Source organism: Mesobacillus sp. QJM3NY_10 (assembly GCF_056173465.1).
This window is the reverse complement of record NZ_CM149675.1, coordinates 1,802,823-1,822,839: the sequence shown is the minus strand read 5'-3', so window position 1 is coordinate 1,822,839 and position 20,017 is coordinate 1,802,823. Positions and strand designations below refer to the sequence as shown.

The 20,017-nt window shown below is 41.8% G+C and carries 20 protein-coding genes; all 20 read right to left on the bottom strand.

The window, feature by feature from the left end; genetic code table 11:
* Positions 1 to 200: 200 nt before the first annotated feature.
* Positions 201 to 1,904 carry a proline--tRNA ligase gene (locus AC0VX7_RS09040; protein WP_475427538.1) on the bottom strand — a complete coding sequence of 568 codons (1,704 nt, stop codon included), beginning with the start codon at positions 1,902 to 1,904 and terminating at the stop codon, positions 201 to 203.
* A gap of 289 nt (positions 1,905 to 2,193) precedes the next feature.
* Complete coding sequence (rseP, locus tag AC0VX7_RS09035; protein WP_215031582.1) at positions 2,194 to 3,456, bottom strand: RIP metalloprotease RseP; 1,263 nt, start codon at positions 3,454 to 3,456, stop codon at positions 2,194 to 2,196.
* Between the two features lie 51 nt (positions 3,457 to 3,507).
* Complete coding sequence (gene dxr / locus AC0VX7_RS09030) at positions 3,508 to 4,650, bottom strand: 1-deoxy-D-xylulose-5-phosphate reductoisomerase (protein ID WP_475427537.1); 1,143 nt, start codon at positions 4,648 to 4,650, stop codon at positions 3,508 to 3,510.
* Positions 4,651 to 4,758: 108 nt separating this feature from the next.
* Positions 4,759 to 5,547: a phosphatidate cytidylyltransferase gene (locus AC0VX7_RS09025; RefSeq protein ID WP_215031588.1), complete on the bottom strand. Its 789-nt coding sequence runs from the start codon at positions 5,545 to 5,547 to the stop codon at positions 4,759 to 4,761.
* 19 nt (positions 5,548 to 5,566) lie between these two features.
* Positions 5,567 to 6,343 carry an isoprenyl transferase gene (locus AC0VX7_RS09020; RefSeq protein WP_475427536.1) on the bottom strand — a complete coding sequence of 259 codons (777 nt, stop codon included), beginning with the start codon at positions 6,341 to 6,343 and terminating at the stop codon, positions 5,567 to 5,569.
* Between the two features lie 422 nt (positions 6,344 to 6,765).
* Complete coding sequence (gene frr / locus AC0VX7_RS09015) at positions 6,766 to 7,323, bottom strand: ribosome recycling factor (protein WP_041967222.1); 558 nt, start codon at positions 7,321 to 7,323, stop codon at positions 6,766 to 6,768.
* Positions 7,323 to 8,048, bottom strand: a complete 726-nt coding sequence (gene pyrH / locus AC0VX7_RS09010; protein WP_041967223.1) for a UMP kinase — start codon at positions 8,046 to 8,048, stop codon at positions 7,323 to 7,325. Before pyrH ends, frr begins: the two co-directional genes overlap by 1 nt.
* A gap of 129 nt (positions 8,049 to 8,177) precedes the next feature.
* Positions 8,178 to 9,062 (bottom strand): translation elongation factor Ts, encoded by an 885-nt coding sequence (tsf, locus tag AC0VX7_RS09005; RefSeq protein WP_475427535.1) that lies wholly within the window; start codon positions 9,060 to 9,062, stop codon positions 8,178 to 8,180.
* Between the two features lie 149 nt (positions 9,063 to 9,211).
* Entirely contained in the window at positions 9,212 to 9,922 is a 711-nt protein-coding gene (gene rpsB / locus AC0VX7_RS09000) for a 30S ribosomal protein S2 (protein WP_041967225.1), read from the bottom strand.
* Between the two features lie 144 nt (positions 9,923 to 10,066).
* Positions 10,067 to 10,651, bottom strand: a complete 585-nt coding sequence (locus tag AC0VX7_RS08995; protein WP_475427534.1) for a DUF6115 domain-containing protein — start codon at positions 10,649 to 10,651, stop codon at positions 10,067 to 10,069.
* Positions 10,652 to 10,660: 9 nt separating this feature from the next.
* Entirely contained in the window at positions 10,661 to 10,975 is a 315-nt protein-coding gene (locus AC0VX7_RS08990) for a hypothetical protein (protein WP_286180754.1), read from the bottom strand.
* 1 nt (position 10,976) lies between these two features.
* On the bottom strand, positions 10,977 to 12,359 hold the full coding sequence (locus tag AC0VX7_RS08985) for a DUF342 domain-containing protein (protein ID WP_475427533.1): 1,383 nt from the start codon (positions 12,357 to 12,359) through the stop codon (positions 10,977 to 10,979).
* A gap of 19 nt (positions 12,360 to 12,378) precedes the next feature.
* Positions 12,379 to 13,140, bottom strand: a complete 762-nt coding sequence (locus tag AC0VX7_RS08980; protein ID WP_102262212.1) for a FliA/WhiG family RNA polymerase sigma factor — start codon at positions 13,138 to 13,140, stop codon at positions 12,379 to 12,381.
* A gap of 61 nt (positions 13,141 to 13,201) precedes the next feature.
* Positions 13,202 to 13,699 (bottom strand): chemotaxis protein CheD, encoded by a 498-nt coding sequence (locus tag AC0VX7_RS08975; RefSeq protein ID WP_475427532.1) that lies wholly within the window; start codon positions 13,697 to 13,699, stop codon positions 13,202 to 13,204.
* On the bottom strand, positions 13,692 to 14,333 hold the full coding sequence (locus AC0VX7_RS08970; RefSeq protein WP_475427531.1) for a chemotaxis protein CheC: 642 nt from the start codon (positions 14,331 to 14,333) through the stop codon (positions 13,692 to 13,694). The genes AC0VX7_RS08975 and AC0VX7_RS08970 overlap by 8 nt, the downstream gene beginning before the upstream one ends.
* Positions 14,334 to 14,350: 17 nt before the next feature.
* The gene (locus AC0VX7_RS08965; protein WP_475427530.1) at positions 14,351 to 14,806 is read right to left on the bottom strand and encodes a chemotaxis protein CheW; all 456 of its coding nucleotides are present in this window, start codon (positions 14,804 to 14,806) and stop codon (positions 14,351 to 14,353) included.
* A 45-nt stretch (positions 14,807 to 14,851) separates the two neighbouring features.
* A complete protein-coding gene (locus AC0VX7_RS08960; RefSeq protein ID WP_475427529.1) occupies positions 14,852 to 16,909 on the bottom strand; it encodes a chemotaxis protein CheW in 2,058 nt (685 codons plus the stop codon).
* 19 nt (positions 16,910 to 16,928) lie between these two features.
* Positions 16,929 to 18,017, bottom strand: coding sequence for a protein-glutamate methylesterase/protein-glutamine glutaminase (locus tag AC0VX7_RS08955; RefSeq protein ID WP_475427528.1), 1,089 nt, complete (start codon positions 18,015 to 18,017; stop codon positions 16,929 to 16,931).
* Between the two features lie 7 nt (positions 18,018 to 18,024).
* Entirely contained in the window at positions 18,025 to 18,891 is an 867-nt protein-coding gene (locus AC0VX7_RS08950; RefSeq protein WP_475427527.1) for a MinD/ParA family protein, read from the bottom strand.
* Positions 18,884 to 19,942, bottom strand: coding sequence for a flagellar biosynthesis protein FlhF (gene flhF, locus AC0VX7_RS08945; RefSeq protein ID WP_475427526.1), 1,059 nt, complete (start codon positions 19,940 to 19,942; stop codon positions 18,884 to 18,886). Before flhF ends, AC0VX7_RS08950 begins: the two co-directional genes overlap by 8 nt.
* Between the last annotated feature and the right edge of the window lie 75 nt (positions 19,943 to 20,017).

The window sequence follows — 20,017 nt, the reverse complement described above, 5'->3', positions numbered from 1 at the left end:
GGTGTTATATTAGGAATATAATTCATGCGGTGTCGGACACTTTCAGCTGCGTTTTTTCGAGAACCCAACTTACCTACACGATACACAGGCGACAACAACATTTTTTCTAGACGACTGCGTGATGATTTTTAATGTGACGATAAATCAGGAGGATTCTAAATCGTTAAAAAGCGGACCCTATTAAAGGATCCGCCGATTGATTATAGTTCTTTTAAAATATTCTTCAAAGTAACTGCTAATTCATCTTTTTGGACTTCCTGCATTTCGCCGTTTTTACGGATTTTGACTTCGACGATTCCTTCGCCGGCTTTCTTACCGACTGTAACTCTTACAGGCAAACCAATTAGGTCTGAATCCGCGAATTTCACTCCAGGTCTTTCCTGGCGATCATCCATGAGTACTTCCATTCCTGCTGCCTGCAGGCTTGAGTAAAGCTCTTGAGCCAATTCTGCCTGGGCGCTGTCTTTCATGTTCACCACAATGAGATGGACATCGAATGGTGAAATGTTGGTAGGCCATACAAGGCCATTTTCATCATTGAATTGTTCTGCTACAGCGGCCATTGTCCGGGAAACGCCAATTCCATAACAGCCCATGATCATTGGCTTTGTTCTTCCATTCTCGTCAAGGATCTCGGCATTCATTGCCTCACTGTATCTGGTACCAAGCTTGAAAACATGTCCGACTTCAATGCCTTTCGCAAAGACAATAGTTCCCTGGCCATCTGGAGAAGGATCTCCTTCTCTGATGAAGCGCAAGTCTGTATATGAAGTTACCTTGAAATCACGCTCTGGATTCACGTTCTTAAAATGGTAATCTTCTTCATTTGCTCCGCAAACTCCGTTGACCACTGCCTGCACGGCATTGTCCGCGATGACTTCAACGCTATCGACTCCCACCGGGCCAAGAGAACCAACTGAGCAGCCCAGAACCTCTTTCGTCGTCTTTGTGTCTGCTAGTTCAACAACTGAAGCCTCATAATGATTCTTTAATTTAATATCGTTCACATCATGGTCTCCACGCACTAATACAAGTACATAGCGATCATCCACTTTAAAGAGCAAAGATTTGATGCAATCTTTAGACTCTACATTAAGGTAGGAAGAGACTTCTTCAATGGTCTTCTTGTTTTCTGTGTGTACTTTTTCAAGTTCATTTGCGGGTTCACCGCTCTTCTCATAAACAGCAGTTACTGGCGCCATTTCAACATTGGCCGCATATTCAGACGTATCGGAATAAGCAATCGTATCTTCCCCGATATCTGAAAGGACCATGAATTCATGAGTATCCTTTCCTCCCATTGCGCCCGAATCAGCGATAACGGCACGGAAGTTCAAGCCACAACGTCTGAACACATTGGAATAAGCCTGGAAGAGACGTTCATAAACCTCATCCAAGCTCTCTTGTGTCGCATGGAAAGAGTATGCGTCCTTCATGATGAATTCACGGCCGCGAAGGAGACCAAACCTTGGTCGTTTTTCGTCCCGGAATTTAGTCTGAATCTGGTAAAGTGTCAACGGAAGACGTTTATAAGATTTTACTTCATCACGGACAAGGCTAGTGATGACCTCTTCATGAGTCGCACCAAGGGCGAACTCACGGTCATGCCTGTCTTTTAATCTCATAAGCTCCGGACCATATGAATACCAGCGGCCCGATTCCTGCCATAGTTCCGCTTGTTGCAATGCTGGCATGAATAACTCAGCAGCACCAGCATTGTTCATTTCTTCTCTGATGATTGCCTCGACTTTGTGCAGTACCTTGCGCCCTAAAGGCATGTATGTATAAACACCGCTTGCGTTTTGGCGGATGAATCCAGCCCTGAGCAACAGCTGATGACTCTTGACTTCTGCATCTGATGGTACTTCTCTTAAAGTAGGAATAAGCGACATACTTTGCTTCATTGATTACACCTCATAGGATTATTTCATGTTTTATAAAGGCTGTTTTTGTATAGATGATTGTTAAAATCCTAAAGCCGATTTTAACGTAATATATACCCATTTTGCAGGTCGGTATTAAGTTTGCATGCTCTTTTCTCTTAAGAAGCGTCAACTTTACGAAGGAATATAGGCAATTCAATCCAATTTTGCATTCGAAAGCAACAAAGTTTGAGAAAAGAGCATTATTAAAAAACGTTCCTGCCCGGTGCGGTCCGGGCAGGAAGTTAAATGTGTCAGTGGATATGAACACTTACAGGAAGAATCTTTGAATATCGTTCCAGGTTACCACAAGCATCAGCAGCATTAATAATGCGAAGCCAACAAAGTGGACCATTCCTTCCTTTTGCTTGTCGATTGGTTTTCCTCTTAGCGCTTCAACCGCAAAGAAGGTCAACCTGCCGCCATCAAGTGCCGGGAATGGAAGTAGATTCATGATTCCCAGGTTGATACTTAGGATCGCGGCCCATTTCATAAGATAGAAGATTCCGGATTTGGCAACCGTGTCAGTAGAAACATAAATGCCTACCGGTCCTGATAATGCATCTATCGAAAATTGGCCGGTCAACAATTTCCCTAGCATAGAGAATATTTCTATTGTCCAGAAATAAGTTTCTTTCACACCGTAAGAAATCGATTTTAATGGCGACTTCTCAACAGGACTGTATACGCCAATCAATCCGATCTTTTCGCCTTCAACGTCCTTAACTTCAGGTGTAACTGGCAGATCCATACTCTGACCTTCACGTACTATTGAGAAATCAAGCTCATTCCCTGGGTTCTTGCGGATAATTTCAACAACATCCTGCCAGCTTGAGACTTCTGATCCCTCGATGCTGTTTACAACGTCACCTTCTTGCAACCCCGCCTTAAGCGCACTTCCATCTGGAGTCAGCTTTCCTAGAACAGGTTCATTGGAAGGAATCCCCTGGAAGATGGCTAGAATAATGAAAATAACCATCGCCAGGATAAAGTTCATCATCGGCCCAGCGAAGATTGCCAATGTTCTTTGCCCAAGCGTCTTGGAACCGAATTGCCTGTCAAATGGAGCAATCTGCGTCTCTACCCCGTTCTCGACAAGAACCGCTGTTTTACTAATTGGGAAGGTTGTCAGCTTGCTGTCGTCCTCCCCTTCTTCATAACCTTTAATAAAAAGTTCGTGTTCAATATCGGCTCTTTCCACTTCTACTATTCGTGCATCAGGATACTTCTCCTTATTATTCAGAATGATTTTTTGAACTTCTTCACTCTTGTTAAAAAGCAAACCTATTCTATGCCCTGGCTTGATCTCAATCATTTCAGGGTCTTCGCCAGCCATTCTGACAAACCCTCCGATTGGAAGGAGGCGGATGGTATAAGTCGTTTCATTTTTCTTAAAAGAAAAGACCTTTGGACCGAATCCAATTGCAAATTCACGGCAGAGAATCCCTGCTCTTTTGGCGAAGATCAAATGCCCAAGTTCATGAAAGAATACGAGGGCGCCAAAAATGACGATAAAGGCAATAACTGTATTCAAATTTTCTAACCACCTTTTAATAGGATAAGAATCCACTCTTGAGACTTAAAATTATAGTAGTGACTTTACATACCTTCTTGTCTCTTTGTCAACCTCTTGAATTGTTTCAAGGTCAGGATTTTCTATGATGCTATGGCTTTCCATTGCTCTCTCTATCAAGTCTTCAATTTGGAGGAAAGTGATTCTGTCGTCCAAAAAGGATGCTACCGCTGCTTCATTTGCAGCATTCATGACCGCAGGCATTGTGCCTCCTGCCCGACCAGCTTCATAAGCAAACTTAAGGCAGCGGAACCGGGCGAAATCCATTTCTGTAAAGTGAAGCCGGCCAACTTCCGCCAGATTCAGCCTTTTCCCCGAAACTAACGGGAGCCTGTCTGGGTATGTAAGAGCGTATTGAATTGGCACTTTCATATCTGGTGTTCCCAACTGGGCCATAATACTCGTGTCATGGAATTCTACCATCGAATGAATGATACTTTCGCGATGGAGGATGACAGAAATATCGTCATAAGGGAGAGAGAATAACCAATGCGCCTCAATGACCTCTAACCCTTTATTCATCATTGTTGCGGAATCAATCGTAATTTTTGCCCCCATCGACCAGTTAGGGTGGTTCAATGCATCTGCTTTTGTAACGCCCTGCAGTTCTTCCCTGGTCCGATCTCTGAAGCTTCCTCCCGATGCAGTGAGGATCAGTCTCTCAATATTTTTTTCTTTTTCACCCTGCAAGGCCTGAAAGATCGCAGAATGCTCACTATCAACTGGAAGGATGGGCACGTTATGCCGCTTTGCCTCTTCCATCACGATATGGCCTGCAGTGACCAGTGTTTCCTTATTCGCGATCGCAATCGTCTTACCGGATCTGATCGCTCCCAGTGTCGGTCCGAGTCCAACACTGCCGAGTACTGCATTTACGAGTATATCTGCCTTATGAAAAACTGCAGCCTCCTCGAGACCTTCTAGTCCATACACAATCTTCACCTGTGGAAAATCTGCCTTTAACCGTTCAGCATCGTCTTTCTCTTGCACAGAAACCAGTTCAGGCAAAAATTCAGTTATGATCTTCCTGGTAAGTTCCATGTTCCTGCCAGCAGACATCGATACTAGCTTGAATTCATCAGGATGCTCCCTGATTACATCAAGCGTTTGGATTCCTATCGATCCTGTCGCTCCCAACAAACTGATTCTTTTCACAAATTTCACTCCTAATATCTCCAACGGGAAACGGTATGTACCCGGTATAGTCAAAATTCGGTGTTTTTGTCAGTTTTATCCAAAAGCATAACAACCTTGGCGGCACTATTATAACAAATGGAATAAGTGAATTAACGGCCAGACAAACAACAGGCTGTCAAAGCGGTCAAGCATGCCCCCATGACCTGGAAGGATGTTTCCTGAATCTTTAACATTGTAATGTCGTTTTAGTGCTGACTCGACAAGATCCCCTACTTGGCCAAACACAGACAAAAATGCAGTCGCCATAAGAAGGATCAAAGTTGGTACTTTCATATCTCCAAACACACTGAACAGCACGGCAACTACAAGTGCAGAAACTATTCCGCCAAAAAAGCCTTCTGTTGTCTTGTTCGGACTGATTTCAGGCCAAAGCTTGTGTTTGCCAATTGCCCGTCCGATAAAATAAGCTCCTGAATCGGTGGCCCATATAATGAATAGTGAATAAAACACATATGTTAGGCTTGCTTCTCTAGTTTCAATGAAGAAATAAAAACCAAGTCCAACGTAAAGTGTCGACATGATTGAAAAAGCAACTTCCTCAAAAGTGAAGCGGTTTTTAGTTATGACCGTATAGGTCAGAAATAAAAGCACTCCAAGAAAGAAAAGCTCCAGTTTTGTATAATCAATTTGATTAAGAAAGCCACTATATTGGTCGGGAATCAAGAAAATCCATAATAATAACAAAGAAAGAATCCCCGGAACGGAGAAAAGCTTTAATTGCTTCATCTTGAGTGCTTCATATAATGCTACCGAAGCTATTAGGTAAACCATTGCAATAAATGGCCAGCCTCCAAAAATAACGATTGGAAGAAAAATAGCCGCTGCTATGACTGCTGTAATGATTCTTTGCTTCATTTATTTATTCACACCTTTTTTATACTCCTCCAAAACGCCGTTGTCGGCCCTGGAATACTTCAATTGCTTCGACAAAATGTTCTTCATCAAAATCTGGCCACAGTACATCAGTAAACCAGAACTCTGTGTATGCCAGCTGCCAAAGCATAAAATTGCTTAAGCGGATTTCACCACTTGTCCTGATTAACAGGTCAGGATCATCCAAATCCTTTGTCATGAGATAAGAAGAGAAGACTTCTTCGTTCAGCTCACTTTCGGTAATAATACCATTTTTCACATCATCCATGACCCTTTTAACACCGTCAATGATTTCTGCCCGACTACCATAGTTAAGGGCAAAATTCAGGACAAGGCCGGTATTATTCTTTGTATCTTCCATTGCTTTTCCGACTGCCCTTTTCGTATGCTCTGGAAGCTTATCCATATATCCAATCATTTCGACACGGACATTTTCTTCTATTAATTCAGGAAGGAAGGTGCCAAGGAATTCTTCGGGCAGTTTCATCAGGAAATCAACTTCCATTTTGGGCCTTTTCCAGTTTTCTGTTGAAAAAGCATAAACAGTAAGTGTCTTAACACCGAGGTCATTGGCCAGCTTGGTTATTTTGCGGACAACCTTCATACCTTCATGATGGCCAGCAACCCGGGGCAAAGCGCGTTTTTTTGCCCAACGCCCATTACCATCCATGATAATGGCAACATGGGAAGGGACTTCATGATCTTTTATTTGAAGTACGCGATCACGGAAACTGGAAGGATTTTGATCCTTCTTCCACGGATTCATTTTATTTAACATTTGGACAGCTCCCCCAAAAGATTATCTTTAGCTCCAATGAGTCATTCATCCAGGCACTAACTATGCCTGGCATTCGTTTGGCGCTGAAGCCGGAGTGCTCATTAAAAGCAATCCTTTTCTTTTCTCTTTCAATTCCATATGCCACTATCATACCAAAAAAGAAAAAAGATATCTCTATAAACCGTTGGACTACACCTTAATATTCTTCAATCCCAGCCTGTTCCTAAACAAAAGGAGCCTTATATACAGAATATGTTGTTTAGTAGTAAAACAGAATATAACAGCCAATATTATTATATTCTATCATTCAGGCCGTTTTCGTAAACTCTTTGTTTTTCAAAACTTTTATTCACCCGGTATATGTATAGAGAAAAAACCCCCTGGAAAACAGAGGGTTTTCGATGTTGACTACATTGGAAGCCTTACACTTCCATAATTTCTTTTTCTTTGTCTTTTGTAATCTGATCGATTTTTGCGATATGTTCATCCGTTAGCTTTTGAATATCGTCAGAGTATCCACGGAGGTCATCTTCTGTGATTTCTCCGTTTTTCTCTAGCTTCTTCAGGTCTTCGTTGCCATCGCGGCGAATATTGCGGATAGCGATCTTTGCTTCTTCAGCTTCCTTTTTAACCTGCTTTGCAAGCTCCTTGCGTCGCTCTTCAGTCAGCTGAGGAATTGCGATCCTGATGATTGATCCATCGTTTGAAGGATTCAGTCCAAGATCAGACTTTAAGATCGCTTTTTCTATTTCACCAAGGATTGTCTTATCATATGGCTGGATAACCAAAAGACGCGCTTCCGGTACAGAAATACCAGCAAGTTGATTGACCGGAGTTGGTGCTCCATAGTAATCCACCTGTACTCTGTCTAAAAGAGAGGCGCTTGCTCTCCCTGCACGGATGCTGGCAAGTTCGCGGGTATAAGCTTGGATCGCTTTTGACATTCTTTCTTTCGCGTTAGCAATTGCTTGTTTTGGCATTAGTTTTTCCCCCTCACGATTGTTCCGATTGTTTCACCCATTACTGCTCGTTTAATATTACCTTTTTCCATAATAGAGAATACAATTAACGGGATATCATTGTCCATACACAGGGATGAAGCTGTTGAATCCATGACTGCTAGACCTTCCTTCAGCACATCCAGGTATGATAATTCTTCATATTTTGTTGCGTTTTTGTCAACTCGCGGGTCTGCAGAATAAACGCCATCAACGTTATTCTTCGCCATAAGGATAACATCTGCTTCAATCTCAGCAGCACGCAAAGCAGCTGTTGTATCCGTTGAGAAGTACGGATTTCCTGTTCCAGCAGCAAAAATGACGACGCGCGTCTTCTCCAGATGCCTGATTGCTCTTCTTCTGATGTATGGCTCTGCCACCTGGCGCATTTCGATGGAAGTTTGAACCCTTGTCTCGATTCCCGCTTGTTCCAGGCTGTCCTGTAATGACAGTGAATTCATGACGGTAGCAAGCATGCCCATATAGTCTGCCGTCGCTCTGTCCATTCCCATTTCTTCACCGATTTTGCCTCTCCAGATGTTTCCTCCGCCCACAACAACAGCGACCTCCACACCCAGTTCCGCAATCTCTTTCACCTGGTCTGCAACATTTTTGATTACCGACGGATTGATGCCAAATCCTTGTTCTCCGGCTAATGCTTCTCCACTTAACTTTAAAACAACTCTTTTGTATTTAGGGCTCGTCATAGGGTACCTCCATATGTAATTTAAGGCCTCTCAAAAGCATGTGTATGCTTAACTGAAAGCCTAATTAAAGCTATGTCCAAAAACAGGGAACACTAGAGTGTTCCCTGCAATTACATAGGCTAGTTAAAATTATTTCTTGTTTACTTGGTTCATTACTTCTTCAGCAAAGTTGTCTTCACGCTTTTCGATACCTTCGCCTACTTCGTAACGAGTAAACTCGCGAAGTGTTCCGCCTTTTGATTCAACAAACTGGCGTACTTTTTGATCAGGGTTCTTAACGAAAGCCTGGTCAAGAACACAAACGTCTTCGAAATATTTGCTTAGGCGGCCTTCAACCATCTTAGCAACGATATTTTCAGGCTTGCCTTCGTTAAGGGCTTGTTGAGTAAGGATCTGACGCTCGTGCTCAACTTCTTCTTGAGATACTTCGTCACGTGATACATATTTAGGGTTCAATGCAGCGATGTGCATGGAAACATCTTTAGCAGCTGCCTCATCAGTTGTACCTTCAAGAACTGAAAGTACTCCAATGCGTCCGCCCATATGAAGGTATGCACCGAATGCATCGCTATCAGTCTTAGTTTTTACTTCAAAACGGCGAAGTGAAAGCTTCTCACCGATTTTTGCAATTGCATTGTTGATGCGAGTTTCTACAGTATCGCCATTTTCCATTGTTTGAGCGTTAGCTTCTTCAACAGTTGCAGGCTTGTTCTTTAGCAAGTGCTCAGCGATTTCCTTAACAAGAACCTGGAAGCCTTCGTTCTTTGCAACGAAGTCTGTTTCAGAGTTCAATTCAAGGACCACAGCTTCATTACCTTCTGCAAGGATATAAGTTGTACCTTCTGCAGCGATGCGGTCAGCTTTCTTAGCTGCTTTAGCGATTCCTTTTTCACGAAGGAAATCGATCGCCTGGTCCATATCACCATTTGTTTCCTGAAGTGCTTTTTTGCAGTCCATCATTCCAGCGCCAGTTTTTTCGCGCAATTCTTTAACCATTTGTGCAGTAATTGCCATAATGAAATTCCTCCTAAAATCTTGGTTATATGTAACTATACTTTATTTTAACTTGATTTCGCCAATATAAACCCCAATGGAATTTATCTGGAATATAAGTCTTAAAAAAAGGTGATAAAGGGTGCTTCCCTATATCACCTTATTTTAAATTAAGCTTCTACAGCTTCTGTAGTTTCTTCGCCTTGCTTAGCTTCGATAATAGCATCAGCCATTTTAGAAGTTAGCAATTTAACAGCGCGGATCGCGTCATCGTTCGCAGGGATAACTACGTCGATTTCGTCTGGATCACAGTTTGTATCAACAATTCCAACGATAGGAATGTTCAATTTGCGTGCTTCAGCAACAGCGATGCGCTCTTTGCGTGGGTCAATGATGAAAAGAGCATCTGGAAGGCCCTTCATGTCCTTGATTCCGCCCAAGAACTTTTCTAAACGCTCTTGCTCTTTCTTCAATTGAACTACTTCTTTCTTAGGAAGCACTTCAAAAGTTCCATCTTCAGACATTCTTTCGATGTTCTTAAGACGAGAGATACGCTTTTGGATTGTTTCAAAGTTAGTTAGAGTACCACCCAACCAACGTTGGTTAACATAGTACATACCAGAACGAGCTGCTTCTTCTTTAACAGAATCTTGAGCTTGTTTCTTAGTACCTACGAAAAGAACAGTTCCGCCGTTACCAGCTAGCTCTTTCACGTAGTTGTATGCTTCTTCAACCTTCTTAACAGTCTTTTGAAGGTCGATGATGTAGATGCCGTTACGCTCAGTGAAGATATATTTCTTCATCTTAGGGTTCCAACGGCGAGTCTGGTGACCGAAGTGTACACCAGCTTCAAGCAGTTGCTTCATAGAAATTACTGACATTGTGTTTCCTCCTAATGGTTTTGATTTCCTCCGTCCAAATCATCTTCAGCCAGGAACTGACATAACAGCACCATCTGGCCAAATCAATGAACGTGTGTATTAACACCATGAGATAATATAGCATAAATAAAATGGACATTCAAGTTATTCTTGCGTTTTTTGCCGAAATTTAAGCAAAAGTTCTATTTCTGTTTTTCCTTTATCCAAGTCCCTGGCAATTTCTTCGATCGTTAAACCCTGTTTTTTCATGTGCATAACCTGGTCAATAAAACTTAACTGTTTTAATTCAACGTTATTTTCCTGTGAATCCACTGCAATTATATCATCCTCAGGCAAATCCAAGTCGGGCGATACTTGTTCACGGTTTTGCTTGTACGCCTTCCTGGCGGCCTGGTAGGCAATGCCTTTGCCAAGTCGACTCGGCTGTTTTTCCTGTGCTATTTGATCGGAGCCTTTTTCCGGCTCCTTATCTGATGCCTTGAGGGCAGCCGTTTCTTTATCACCAGATTGATTTTGAACTTTTGTTTTTGCCATTAATTCGAGGAATTTATCATTTTCCTCTTTTAATTCAAAGAGGTAAGCTGAAAATACCTCTTCAATCTCATTGATGATTTTTTCCTGCTTTTTCTCTGCTTCTACAAGCCGATTTTGACGTAAATATAATAGGATAATTGCGAAGATTGCTGCACCGTTTAATATGAGGCTTAAAAGTAGTAGAAAAGTGGTCATAACATCCCTCTATCCGCTGTAATCAATCACCTTCCCTTTATAAGGGTGGTGGTGCTGTGCAGGTTGGTCATTCTTGTTCCTTTTATCTTCCCTGCCATTTTGCTCCTGGTGGCCTGATTGGCCGCCCTCCTGATTTAGACGGGCTTCTTGCTTTTGGTTATTTTTAACCACCGTCTTGCGCTTTAAATCATCTTCCTTTGTCACACTTTGTGCGGCATGCTCCTGAAGATGCTGTCCCCGCTGCTGAAGTTGTTCCTGTATCTTGCCGGCATCATGTGTCCTCGGAAGCGCAATCTGCATTTCGATTGCTTTGAGGCTCATCATGTCACTTCCTAACTAGTGGACTTTCTTTATCAACAATCGTATGAATAGAAATCTCGCTATTTTCCAGATGAAAGCTAACTTTCTTGTAAAACTGATTTGTCAGGATCGCATACTTCCCGAAAAACACCTTTGTATTTGGGAATACTCTATCGTATACATATAAGGACGAGAATAATCTATCTTGTTTTTCAATTTGTAAAAACTCGAGTTCAGACAGCAATTCAGCTAAACCAGCTTCAACATTCCGCCTTGTATTTCGCTGTTTCGCAATCATCTGTTTTTGTTCAGCAGTAAGTGCACCTGACCGGTTGCCAATTTCAGCAAGCTTCACTTCTATTTCAGTAAGTTTTCTAATATTGGCTTTTGCTGTTTCAATGGATTGGAGAGTTTCGAGCTCAGCTTTTTCCAGCAATGGATCCCAGCCAACGGCTAATTCGGTTTTGGTAAAAAGCTCATTGCCTAATTCCTTGACGGAAATATTTCGACCAGCAGAGATTGTCCCCCCGATGATTGTTCCAGTACGGCATTCTACATTACCGGCAGCAGTAAGTTTACTGTGCAGTATGGAGGACTTCACGATAATATCCTGTCCTGCTTTTACATTGGCCTGGTTCAGGTAATTCGCCAGGACATTCCCCCCCGCTGAAACCTTACCCTTCATCGCTCCGGCTACACCACCCTTGATGATGATATTGCCTTCTGCATAGAGATTGGCTGCCTCAACAAGTCCATCAACTACGATGTCTCCCCCTGCTTTCAATTCATACCCGCTTGGCACATTCCCTCTAATGGCGATATTTCCCACAAAGTCAATATTGCCTGTCCTTAAATCAAGATCACCTTTGACTTCGAATACAGGATTGACCGAGATTGATTTTTGAGTAATGCTGACCTGCCCATCACATGCTGCAAAGAATTGTTCGGATTCCAAAACCACATTATTCCCCGGCTTGATCCTGAGGGGACGGCCAGGCTTGGCGGGAATGGTCTTCCCGGTGACATCTGTCCCATGTCGTCCATTCATAGGCGGGACCACAGATGCCAATAACTGACCCTTTCTAACTGAGGGAATATGGATGACAGAACGAAAATTAAAGACTTTATGGTCCTCAAGACTATTTTGTTGGAGTTCGTTGCGCAAATATGAATCTGCACCATCCACTTTGGATTCTCCTACAGCAATAGTGATCGGATACTCGATAGAATTAGGATCTGCTGAGATTTTTGTTACAACATCCCTCTTAACACCGAACACGATCTTTTCTTCTTTTAAAATATTCATTAATTCGTCAACGGAAAAAGCTTTGTCCTTACTTCCGATATCCAGAATCAATTCAGCTGTAAGCCTGTCATGGGATAACTTCACCTTATATTCCGTCGCCAAGTTGATCTCCTGCCTTCTATTAAGCTGTCTCTAACCATTTTCTCAGTTTAAATATCGCTTTTGAATGAATTTGTGAGATCCTTGATGTAGATAAATTCATGACTTGTCCAATCTCTGTTAGTGTTAATTCTTCTTTATAAAACAAACTCAATACGAGTTGTTCTTTATCATTTAATTTTGAAACTTTTTCAGCTATCTCTTCCAGCAATTCAGATTTAATGAGTTTATCTTCAGGAATTTCAGCCTTTTCATCCTTGATCACAAATGATTGGTTATCGCGTTCATCATTTTCACTTGGGTGTTCATCTATGGATAATACATTCGCAAAAAAGTGTTCATTTATTGTTGTGTAAATTTCTGTTTCATCCATGTTCAGTTCGCTGGCAATTTCTTCGATCGTCGCATTTCTCATAAATCGCTGTTCAAGTCTCTCGATCGCTGCATCAATCTTTTTGGCTTTTTCCCGGGTACTTCTTGGCAGCCAGTCTTCCTTTCTTAATCCATCTAAAATCGCTCCGCGAATTCGAAAAGAAGAATATGTATCAAATTTCAGATCCCTGTTTGGATCGAATTTTTCTAGAGCATCATATAAACCAATCATTCCTAGACTTTTTAGATCATCTCTAGACACACTTTTCGGAAGACTCACTGAAATTCTTTGCACATGGTAGGAAACAAGTGGCATATATTTTTTTATCAGCAAATTACCTGCATCCGGATCACGGAACTGTACCCATTTATCCCATGTTACCTGTTCTTCCGAAGTGGATCCTCGTACCATTGTAATCCTCCTCACGCGCATTACGCATTATTCTTTGAAGCTATTAGATCATCAACTTCCATTAAATTTCACTATTCCCTTTATTAACAGTTCTGATTTGCATCAAACCAGTTTTTGGGTCGAACTCAATTGTCCTTCCACTATTCCCGCCTACATCCTGGGCAATAATCGGAATCCTGAGTTCCTTCAATTCTTGTAAAACTGCTTCGACATTCCTAGGTCCAATTCTCATCATGTCGCTGCTTCCGGAAAACTGGAACATTTGCGCGCCACCTGCAATCTTCGCTTTTATTCCTGAAGGTCTTGCTCCTATTTTTATCAAGGCATTTAACAGTTCCTTAATGGCAGTATTAGCGAATTTAGCTTTATTCAGCGGCTCCGCTCGAGATAATGATGAATCTGGCAGCATAATATGTGCCATACCAGCGATTTCCCTTGCCTGATCATACAAAACCACACCAACACAGGAACCAAGACCGGTAGTCCTTATTAAATCCGGAACCTTAACGATATTCATATCAGCAATGCCAACTTTGATGATTTCTGCTGTTTTATGCATCAACCCTTACTCCTAGTGCAGAAAAAATGATATGGAACGAATCCGGATCTGGCAATAGAAAGAAATGGCCATTCACACTGTCAGGCAGCTGGGCTTCTTCTTCATCCAAAGCCGTATCGATCACGATTGCATAATCACTCACCTGAGACAATTCCAGCAGTCCAAAACTGATGACTGCCCCTACCATATCTAAGCATAAAGCCGGTACTGAAGGGTACAAGCTCAGTTTCGTAAAATCCGAGAGAGAAGATAAATATGACCCTGATAAAATATTGCCTAATTCCTGGAGAGCGGACAATGCCAGTTCATTATCATGTTCTTCGGAAAACGAGAATGATTGGTTTTTTGTAAGTTGACCGATATATTTCTCCGCCTGTGGAAGCGGTAGGATAAAGAACATGCTCCCTGGAGCATCGCCCTCTATCCGAAGAAAAACACTTGCTACCACATTGTCGGGTCCACCGGCGAGGTCCATCACTTCGTCAAAGGATACGACCCTGACACTGGGAACTTTCATATCAATTTTTTTATTCAATAAAGTTGATAAAGCCGTTGCAGCATGTCCTGCCCCAATATTTCCTACCTCTTTTAATATATCAAGGTGAATGTCCGAAATGCTTTTTAGAAAAGTCATAGTTATATTCCCTTCACTTACAAAGCTTTAACTTCATCGGACTCAAGGATTTTGTTCAAGTCTATTAAAATCAATAACCTCTTATCCAGATTGGCTACTCCATCAATAAAACCTTCAGCTGCTATCCCAACGACTTCAGGCGGTGGTTCAATCACGCTTGTTGGGATATCAATGACATCATTTGCGCCATCTACAATCAAGCCAACTTCTTTATCTTCTACAGAAACAATGATTACACGAGTACCTTCGTTGTATGCTTGTTCCCCAATGCCAAACCTGACACGCAAATCCAAAAGCGGAGTCACTACTCCTCGGAGGTTCATTACCCCTTTTACAAAAGGATTTGTATGAGGGACCCTTGTGATATGCATGATTTTTTCAATAGATTTCACCTGGCTTACTGGGACACCATACTCTTTATCATTCAGCTGGAACACGATTACTTTCAAGTCTGAAACCAGATTTTCAGCCATTTTCATCACTCCTAAAATATCATCGTCATTGAGTTAAGCAGGAATCTATTTAATTAAGGCATTGCAATCCACAATCAAGGCTACCTGTCCATCTCCAAGGATCGTAGCTCCGGAAATCGCAAAAACATTCGTTAAATAATTTCCTAGTGATTTAAGGACTACTTCTTGCTGGCCGATGAAGGAATCTACAATCAAACCAGCCATTTTATCTCCTTTTCGAACGATAATGACAGAGTGGAATTGATCATCAACTTGCTCTGACGGTACCTCGAAGATATCCTTTAAGAACAGCAGCGGCACGACCTTGCCTCTAAAATCAATCACCTTTTGATTATGCGCATTCATGATGTCAGTGTCTTTGATTATGGCTGTCTCAATGATCGAAGACAAAGGAATAGCGAATTTTTCTTTCTGGATTTCGACTAACATCACAGAAATGATCGATAATGTCAGCGGAAGCTGAATCGAGAAAATTGTTCCCTCATTTTCCTTTGAATCGATAGAAATTGATCCTCCCAATGACTCGATCGTATTCTTTACAACATCCAATCCTACCCCGCGTCCGGAAATATCGGATATTGTTTCAGCGGTAGAGAAGCCAGATGAAAGAATTAATTCATACGCTTGTTTATCAGTAAAGCCAGCAGCGGATTGTTCGGTAATGATTCCCTTGCTGATAGCCTTCTTTAATACCTTATCCCTGCTGATTCCAGCACCATCATCTTCAATTTCAATGAACACATGATTTCCGCTATGGAACGCGCGAAGTACGACAGTACCCTCTTCGTTCTTACCCTTTGCCCTGCGCACTTCAGGTGATTCAATGCCATGGTCAACTGAGTTTCTCAATAAATGTACAAGCGGATCACCAATCTCATCAATTACGGTGCGATCCAATTCTGTTTCAGCACCTACGATTTCAAGGTTGATCTTTTTATTTAAGTCTCTAGCTAATTGACGAATCATTCTCGGGAATCGGTTGAATACCGTTTCTACCTGGACCATCCGCATATTCAAAATGATATTTTGCAGGTCACCAGAGATCCTGGACATCCTTTCGACCGTTTCAGTAAGCTCACCATTTTCAAGGTCTTTGGAAATTTGCTCTAGTCTGCCGCGGTCGATTACAAGCTCTTCGAATAAATTCATTAAAATATCAAGACGTTCAATGTTTACCCTTATCGTTTTACTGCTATTACTTTGCTGTTTGACACTGCCTTTTTTTTCTATAACCGGAGAAACTTCAGATGCAATGGGTTCTGATTGATCAAGGGTAGGAGAATCGGATTCACCTGGAGCTTTTGAAGTATCCAGAGCTTCAATAGTTTCTTCATTAATTTTGTCATCAAATTCTAAGGATCTTAAGTCAGTTTTGACAACTTCTGACACCTTCATGATCTTGCCTTTAATATCCTCTGGATCATCTTTTGAGACAATTGTGACAGTAAATTCATGGTCAAATTGTTCTTCCTCCAGCTGCTCTACTGATGGGTTTGCTTTGATTACTTCTCCGATCTTCTCCAGTACCTCAAAAACCATATAGACCCGGGCAGCTTTCAGTAAGCAATCTTCGCGCAGAGCGATGGCAATTTCATAAACGCCGAATCCTTGTTCTTTGGACTGCTTTAATACGGTCAATTCAAATTCATCATAGTGGGATTCATTATTGGCTTCTAAAACTGCTGTAGCAGCTACCTCATTCTTAGCAGAACCTGAGATAGGTTCCCCTTTTTCAATCAATTTCAACTTTTCGACTGTTTCAGTAACGTCCTTTTTGCCATCGCCCCCGGACGCGATCGACTGAACCATATCTTCTAGGTGGTCGACAGCCATGAAAATAACATCGACAATTTCTGGTGTTGTTGTCAATCTGTTATTCCGGATTGCATCCAGTACATTTTCCATTTGATGAGTAAGGCTTGCCAGATCCTCATAACCCATTGTCGCTGACATTCCTTTAAGAGTATGGGCTGACCTGAAGATTTCATTTATGATCGATAAATCCTGTGGGTTCTTCTCTAATTCCAACAACTGTTCATTGCAGGCCTGTAAATGTTCTTTACTTTCTTCAATAAAGACTTCAAGATATTGATTCAATTCCATGTGCTCAGCACCTCCGGCCTCAAATATAATTCATGATTGATTGAGCGATGTTTTCTACATTCGCTACCTCATCAACCATGTTCGTTGCAATCGCTGCTTTCGGCATCCCGAAAACAATTGATGTATCCTGCGATTCGGCAATTGCTTTAACTGTGCCATTTTTTTTCATCTCAACCAGTCCTCTGGAGCCATCTGACCCCATTCCTGTCATGATAACAGCAATTTTAGCGTAGTTCTTGACGCTACTGATGGACTCGAACATCACATCCACTGAAGGTCGATGGCCATTTCGTGGCGGCGATAGGCTAAGGCTGACAGCCAGCGTTGATCCTAAATTCTTAACCTCCATATGAAATCCACCTGGAGCTATATAAGCCGTCCCTTTTTGTAAAAGCTCCCCATCTTCCGCTTCCTTGACTTTAATCTGGCTTAGGGAATCTAGTCGATTGGCAAGGGACTTTGTAAAACCAGGCGGCATATGCTGGACGACAAGTACAGGTACATCAATATCTTTTGGCAATGAAGCTATAACCTGCTGCAATGCCCGTGGGCCCCCGGTAGATGTTCCGATGCAGACAATCTTTTTGGATTCACGGGTAAATCCCCTGGTTGTTACATGCCCAGCTACTTTGATCTCTGAATCTATTGAACTGTTCTGTTTCTTTCCAACAGATTTGGAGTCTTCAAGAAAGTTTATTTTGGTTAAATTGGCTTTACTGGCTGATAAAACTTTCTGGATTAACTCCGTTTTGATTTTATGTAAATCAATAGAAATGGAGCCTGATGGCTTTGCCACAAAATCCACAGCTCCGGCTTGAATCGCCTGCAGAGTCGTGTCTGCGCCTTCATTCGTAGTGCTTGAAAGCATAACAACCGGAAGCGGCTGCTCTTTCATAATCGTCTTCAAAACTTCTAACCCGTTTAATTTCGGCATTTCGACATCAAGTGTAATAACGTCAGGACGTAATTCCCGCCATTTTTTAATGGCATCCTCTCCGTTACGAGCCGTGCCAATAACAGCAATTTCTGGATGTTCTGATAGAAAGTCGTTGATCAGCTTACGCATGAAAGCCGAATCATCTACGATGAGAACTCTAATTTTTGCCACTCGACCACTACCTTTCGAAAAGGAATTGCTTCAATCTTGCTGTAAAACTCCTGTTATCTCTCTTTTCGGCATTGTAGCTCTCTTTATTGATATATTTTTCGATAATCGCTGCCATTCCTTTAGAAGCTTGTGACCTTTCATTGAACATTGTAAAAGGTATTTGGCGTTTCACAGCTTCCTGGACTGTTTTATCATCTGGCAGTATCCCAAGCTTGGTAGGCGTCCTGCCTAGAAATTTAACAAGAACACCCTCGAGCCTTGCCATCGTGTCATTGCCCTCTTTGGCAGAACCCGCCCTGTTGACCACTAAATAGAAAGGCAATTCTGAATCTGCAAGATGGATGTATTTCATAGTGGCGTATGCATCCATCAATGAAGTTGGTTCAGTCGTAGTAATTACGAATATTTCATTGACAGACAGCAGGATTGATAATGTTTCTTCGTTCAATCCTGCTCCCATATCAAAAATAAGATAATCATATTTTCTTAGTACTTCACTTAAGCTGGAAGTAAAATATTCGACGCTATCACGATCCATCCTGACCAACTGGCTTAAACCTGTACCGCCTGAAATATATTCAACTCCATGAGGCCCTTGAAAAATAACTTCCTCCATTGATGATTTGCCTGAAAGAAAATCGGCAATGGAGAGCGAAGAATTTTTACCCATTAAAATCTCGATATTCCCCATTCCGATATCAAGATCAAACAGCAATACCTTAAAGCCCTTTTTGGCCAGAGAAATGGAGAAGTTAAGTGAAAAATTCGATTTGCCGACTCCACCCTTACCGCTGACCACTGCAAGTGTTTTCGCTTCCTTCGCTGGAATGTCCATTTTAAGACGGTTTCTTAATTTTTCTGCCTGGTCATTCATAGGTTCTTGCTCCAAGAATAGTATTTGCAATCATTTCAGGATTTGCCTCGATCAGGTCATCTGGCACATCTTGTCCATTGGTCAGATAGGCGATTCCAGTCGAGAACTTTATTGCCATATTAAGCATCGACCCGTAAACCGCCGTTTCATCCAATTTAGTAAAAATGAATTGATCAATATGAATCAGCGAAAATTGCTTGCGTATTTCTTCCATATCTTTTTGTTTCGCCGTCAAAGCGAGGACAAGGTAGGTTTCCATGTCCTTACCAAAATCAATCACATTTTTCAAATCGTTTACATATTTTTGATTTCTGAAATTCCGTCCAGCTGTATCAATAAAGACAAGGTCATACTCAGCGAATTTATCTGTTGCAGCCTTGAAATCATCCAAGTTGTAGCAAACTTCGATTGGGACATCGAGGATTTTTGCATATGTTTTCAACTGCTCAATTGCCGCAATTCGATAGGTGTCTGTCGTAATAAAAGCCACCTTCTTCTGGTGCTTCAATACACATTCAGCAGCAACCTTTGCCAGCGTTGTCGTCTTCCCTACTCCAGTCGGTCCAATGACATTGACGAACTTCTTTTTAAAAGAAACACCTTCAAATGAAAGTGGAGAAAGCCTGTGTCCAATAGCAGCCGTAATCCATTCGGTGATTTCCTCATCACTTGCTTTCGCTCCGCCGAGGTACCACTTTTCAAGAAGGACTGCAGCCAATTCATCAATGATTTCATGGTCTACTTCCTGATCTCTCAAGTATTGGATTTGCCTGCTCACTGGTTCTGGCAAAAAGACTCCTTCGGATTTACCCGTCCCCTTTAACATTTCCTTAAGCTGTGAAATTTCTTTTAAAAGATCCTTGTCGGCTTTTGGAGGTGTTTCAGTTATAGGATTCATCCTTACAGTTTGTGAGTCCTTTTTAGATTCGTCATCTTTTACGGACGGTTTATATTTATTTGGTTTATCCATACTGACAGGCTTTTGACTTACTTCAGTGTCCGGGTCAATGGCGGCAATTACCTCAATGCTATTTTTCTTAAAAAATCCCATGAACCCTCCTGTCTGGACGACACGAGAATTCAAGATTACTGCATCACTTCCCAATTCCCCTTCTGACTAGTTTCA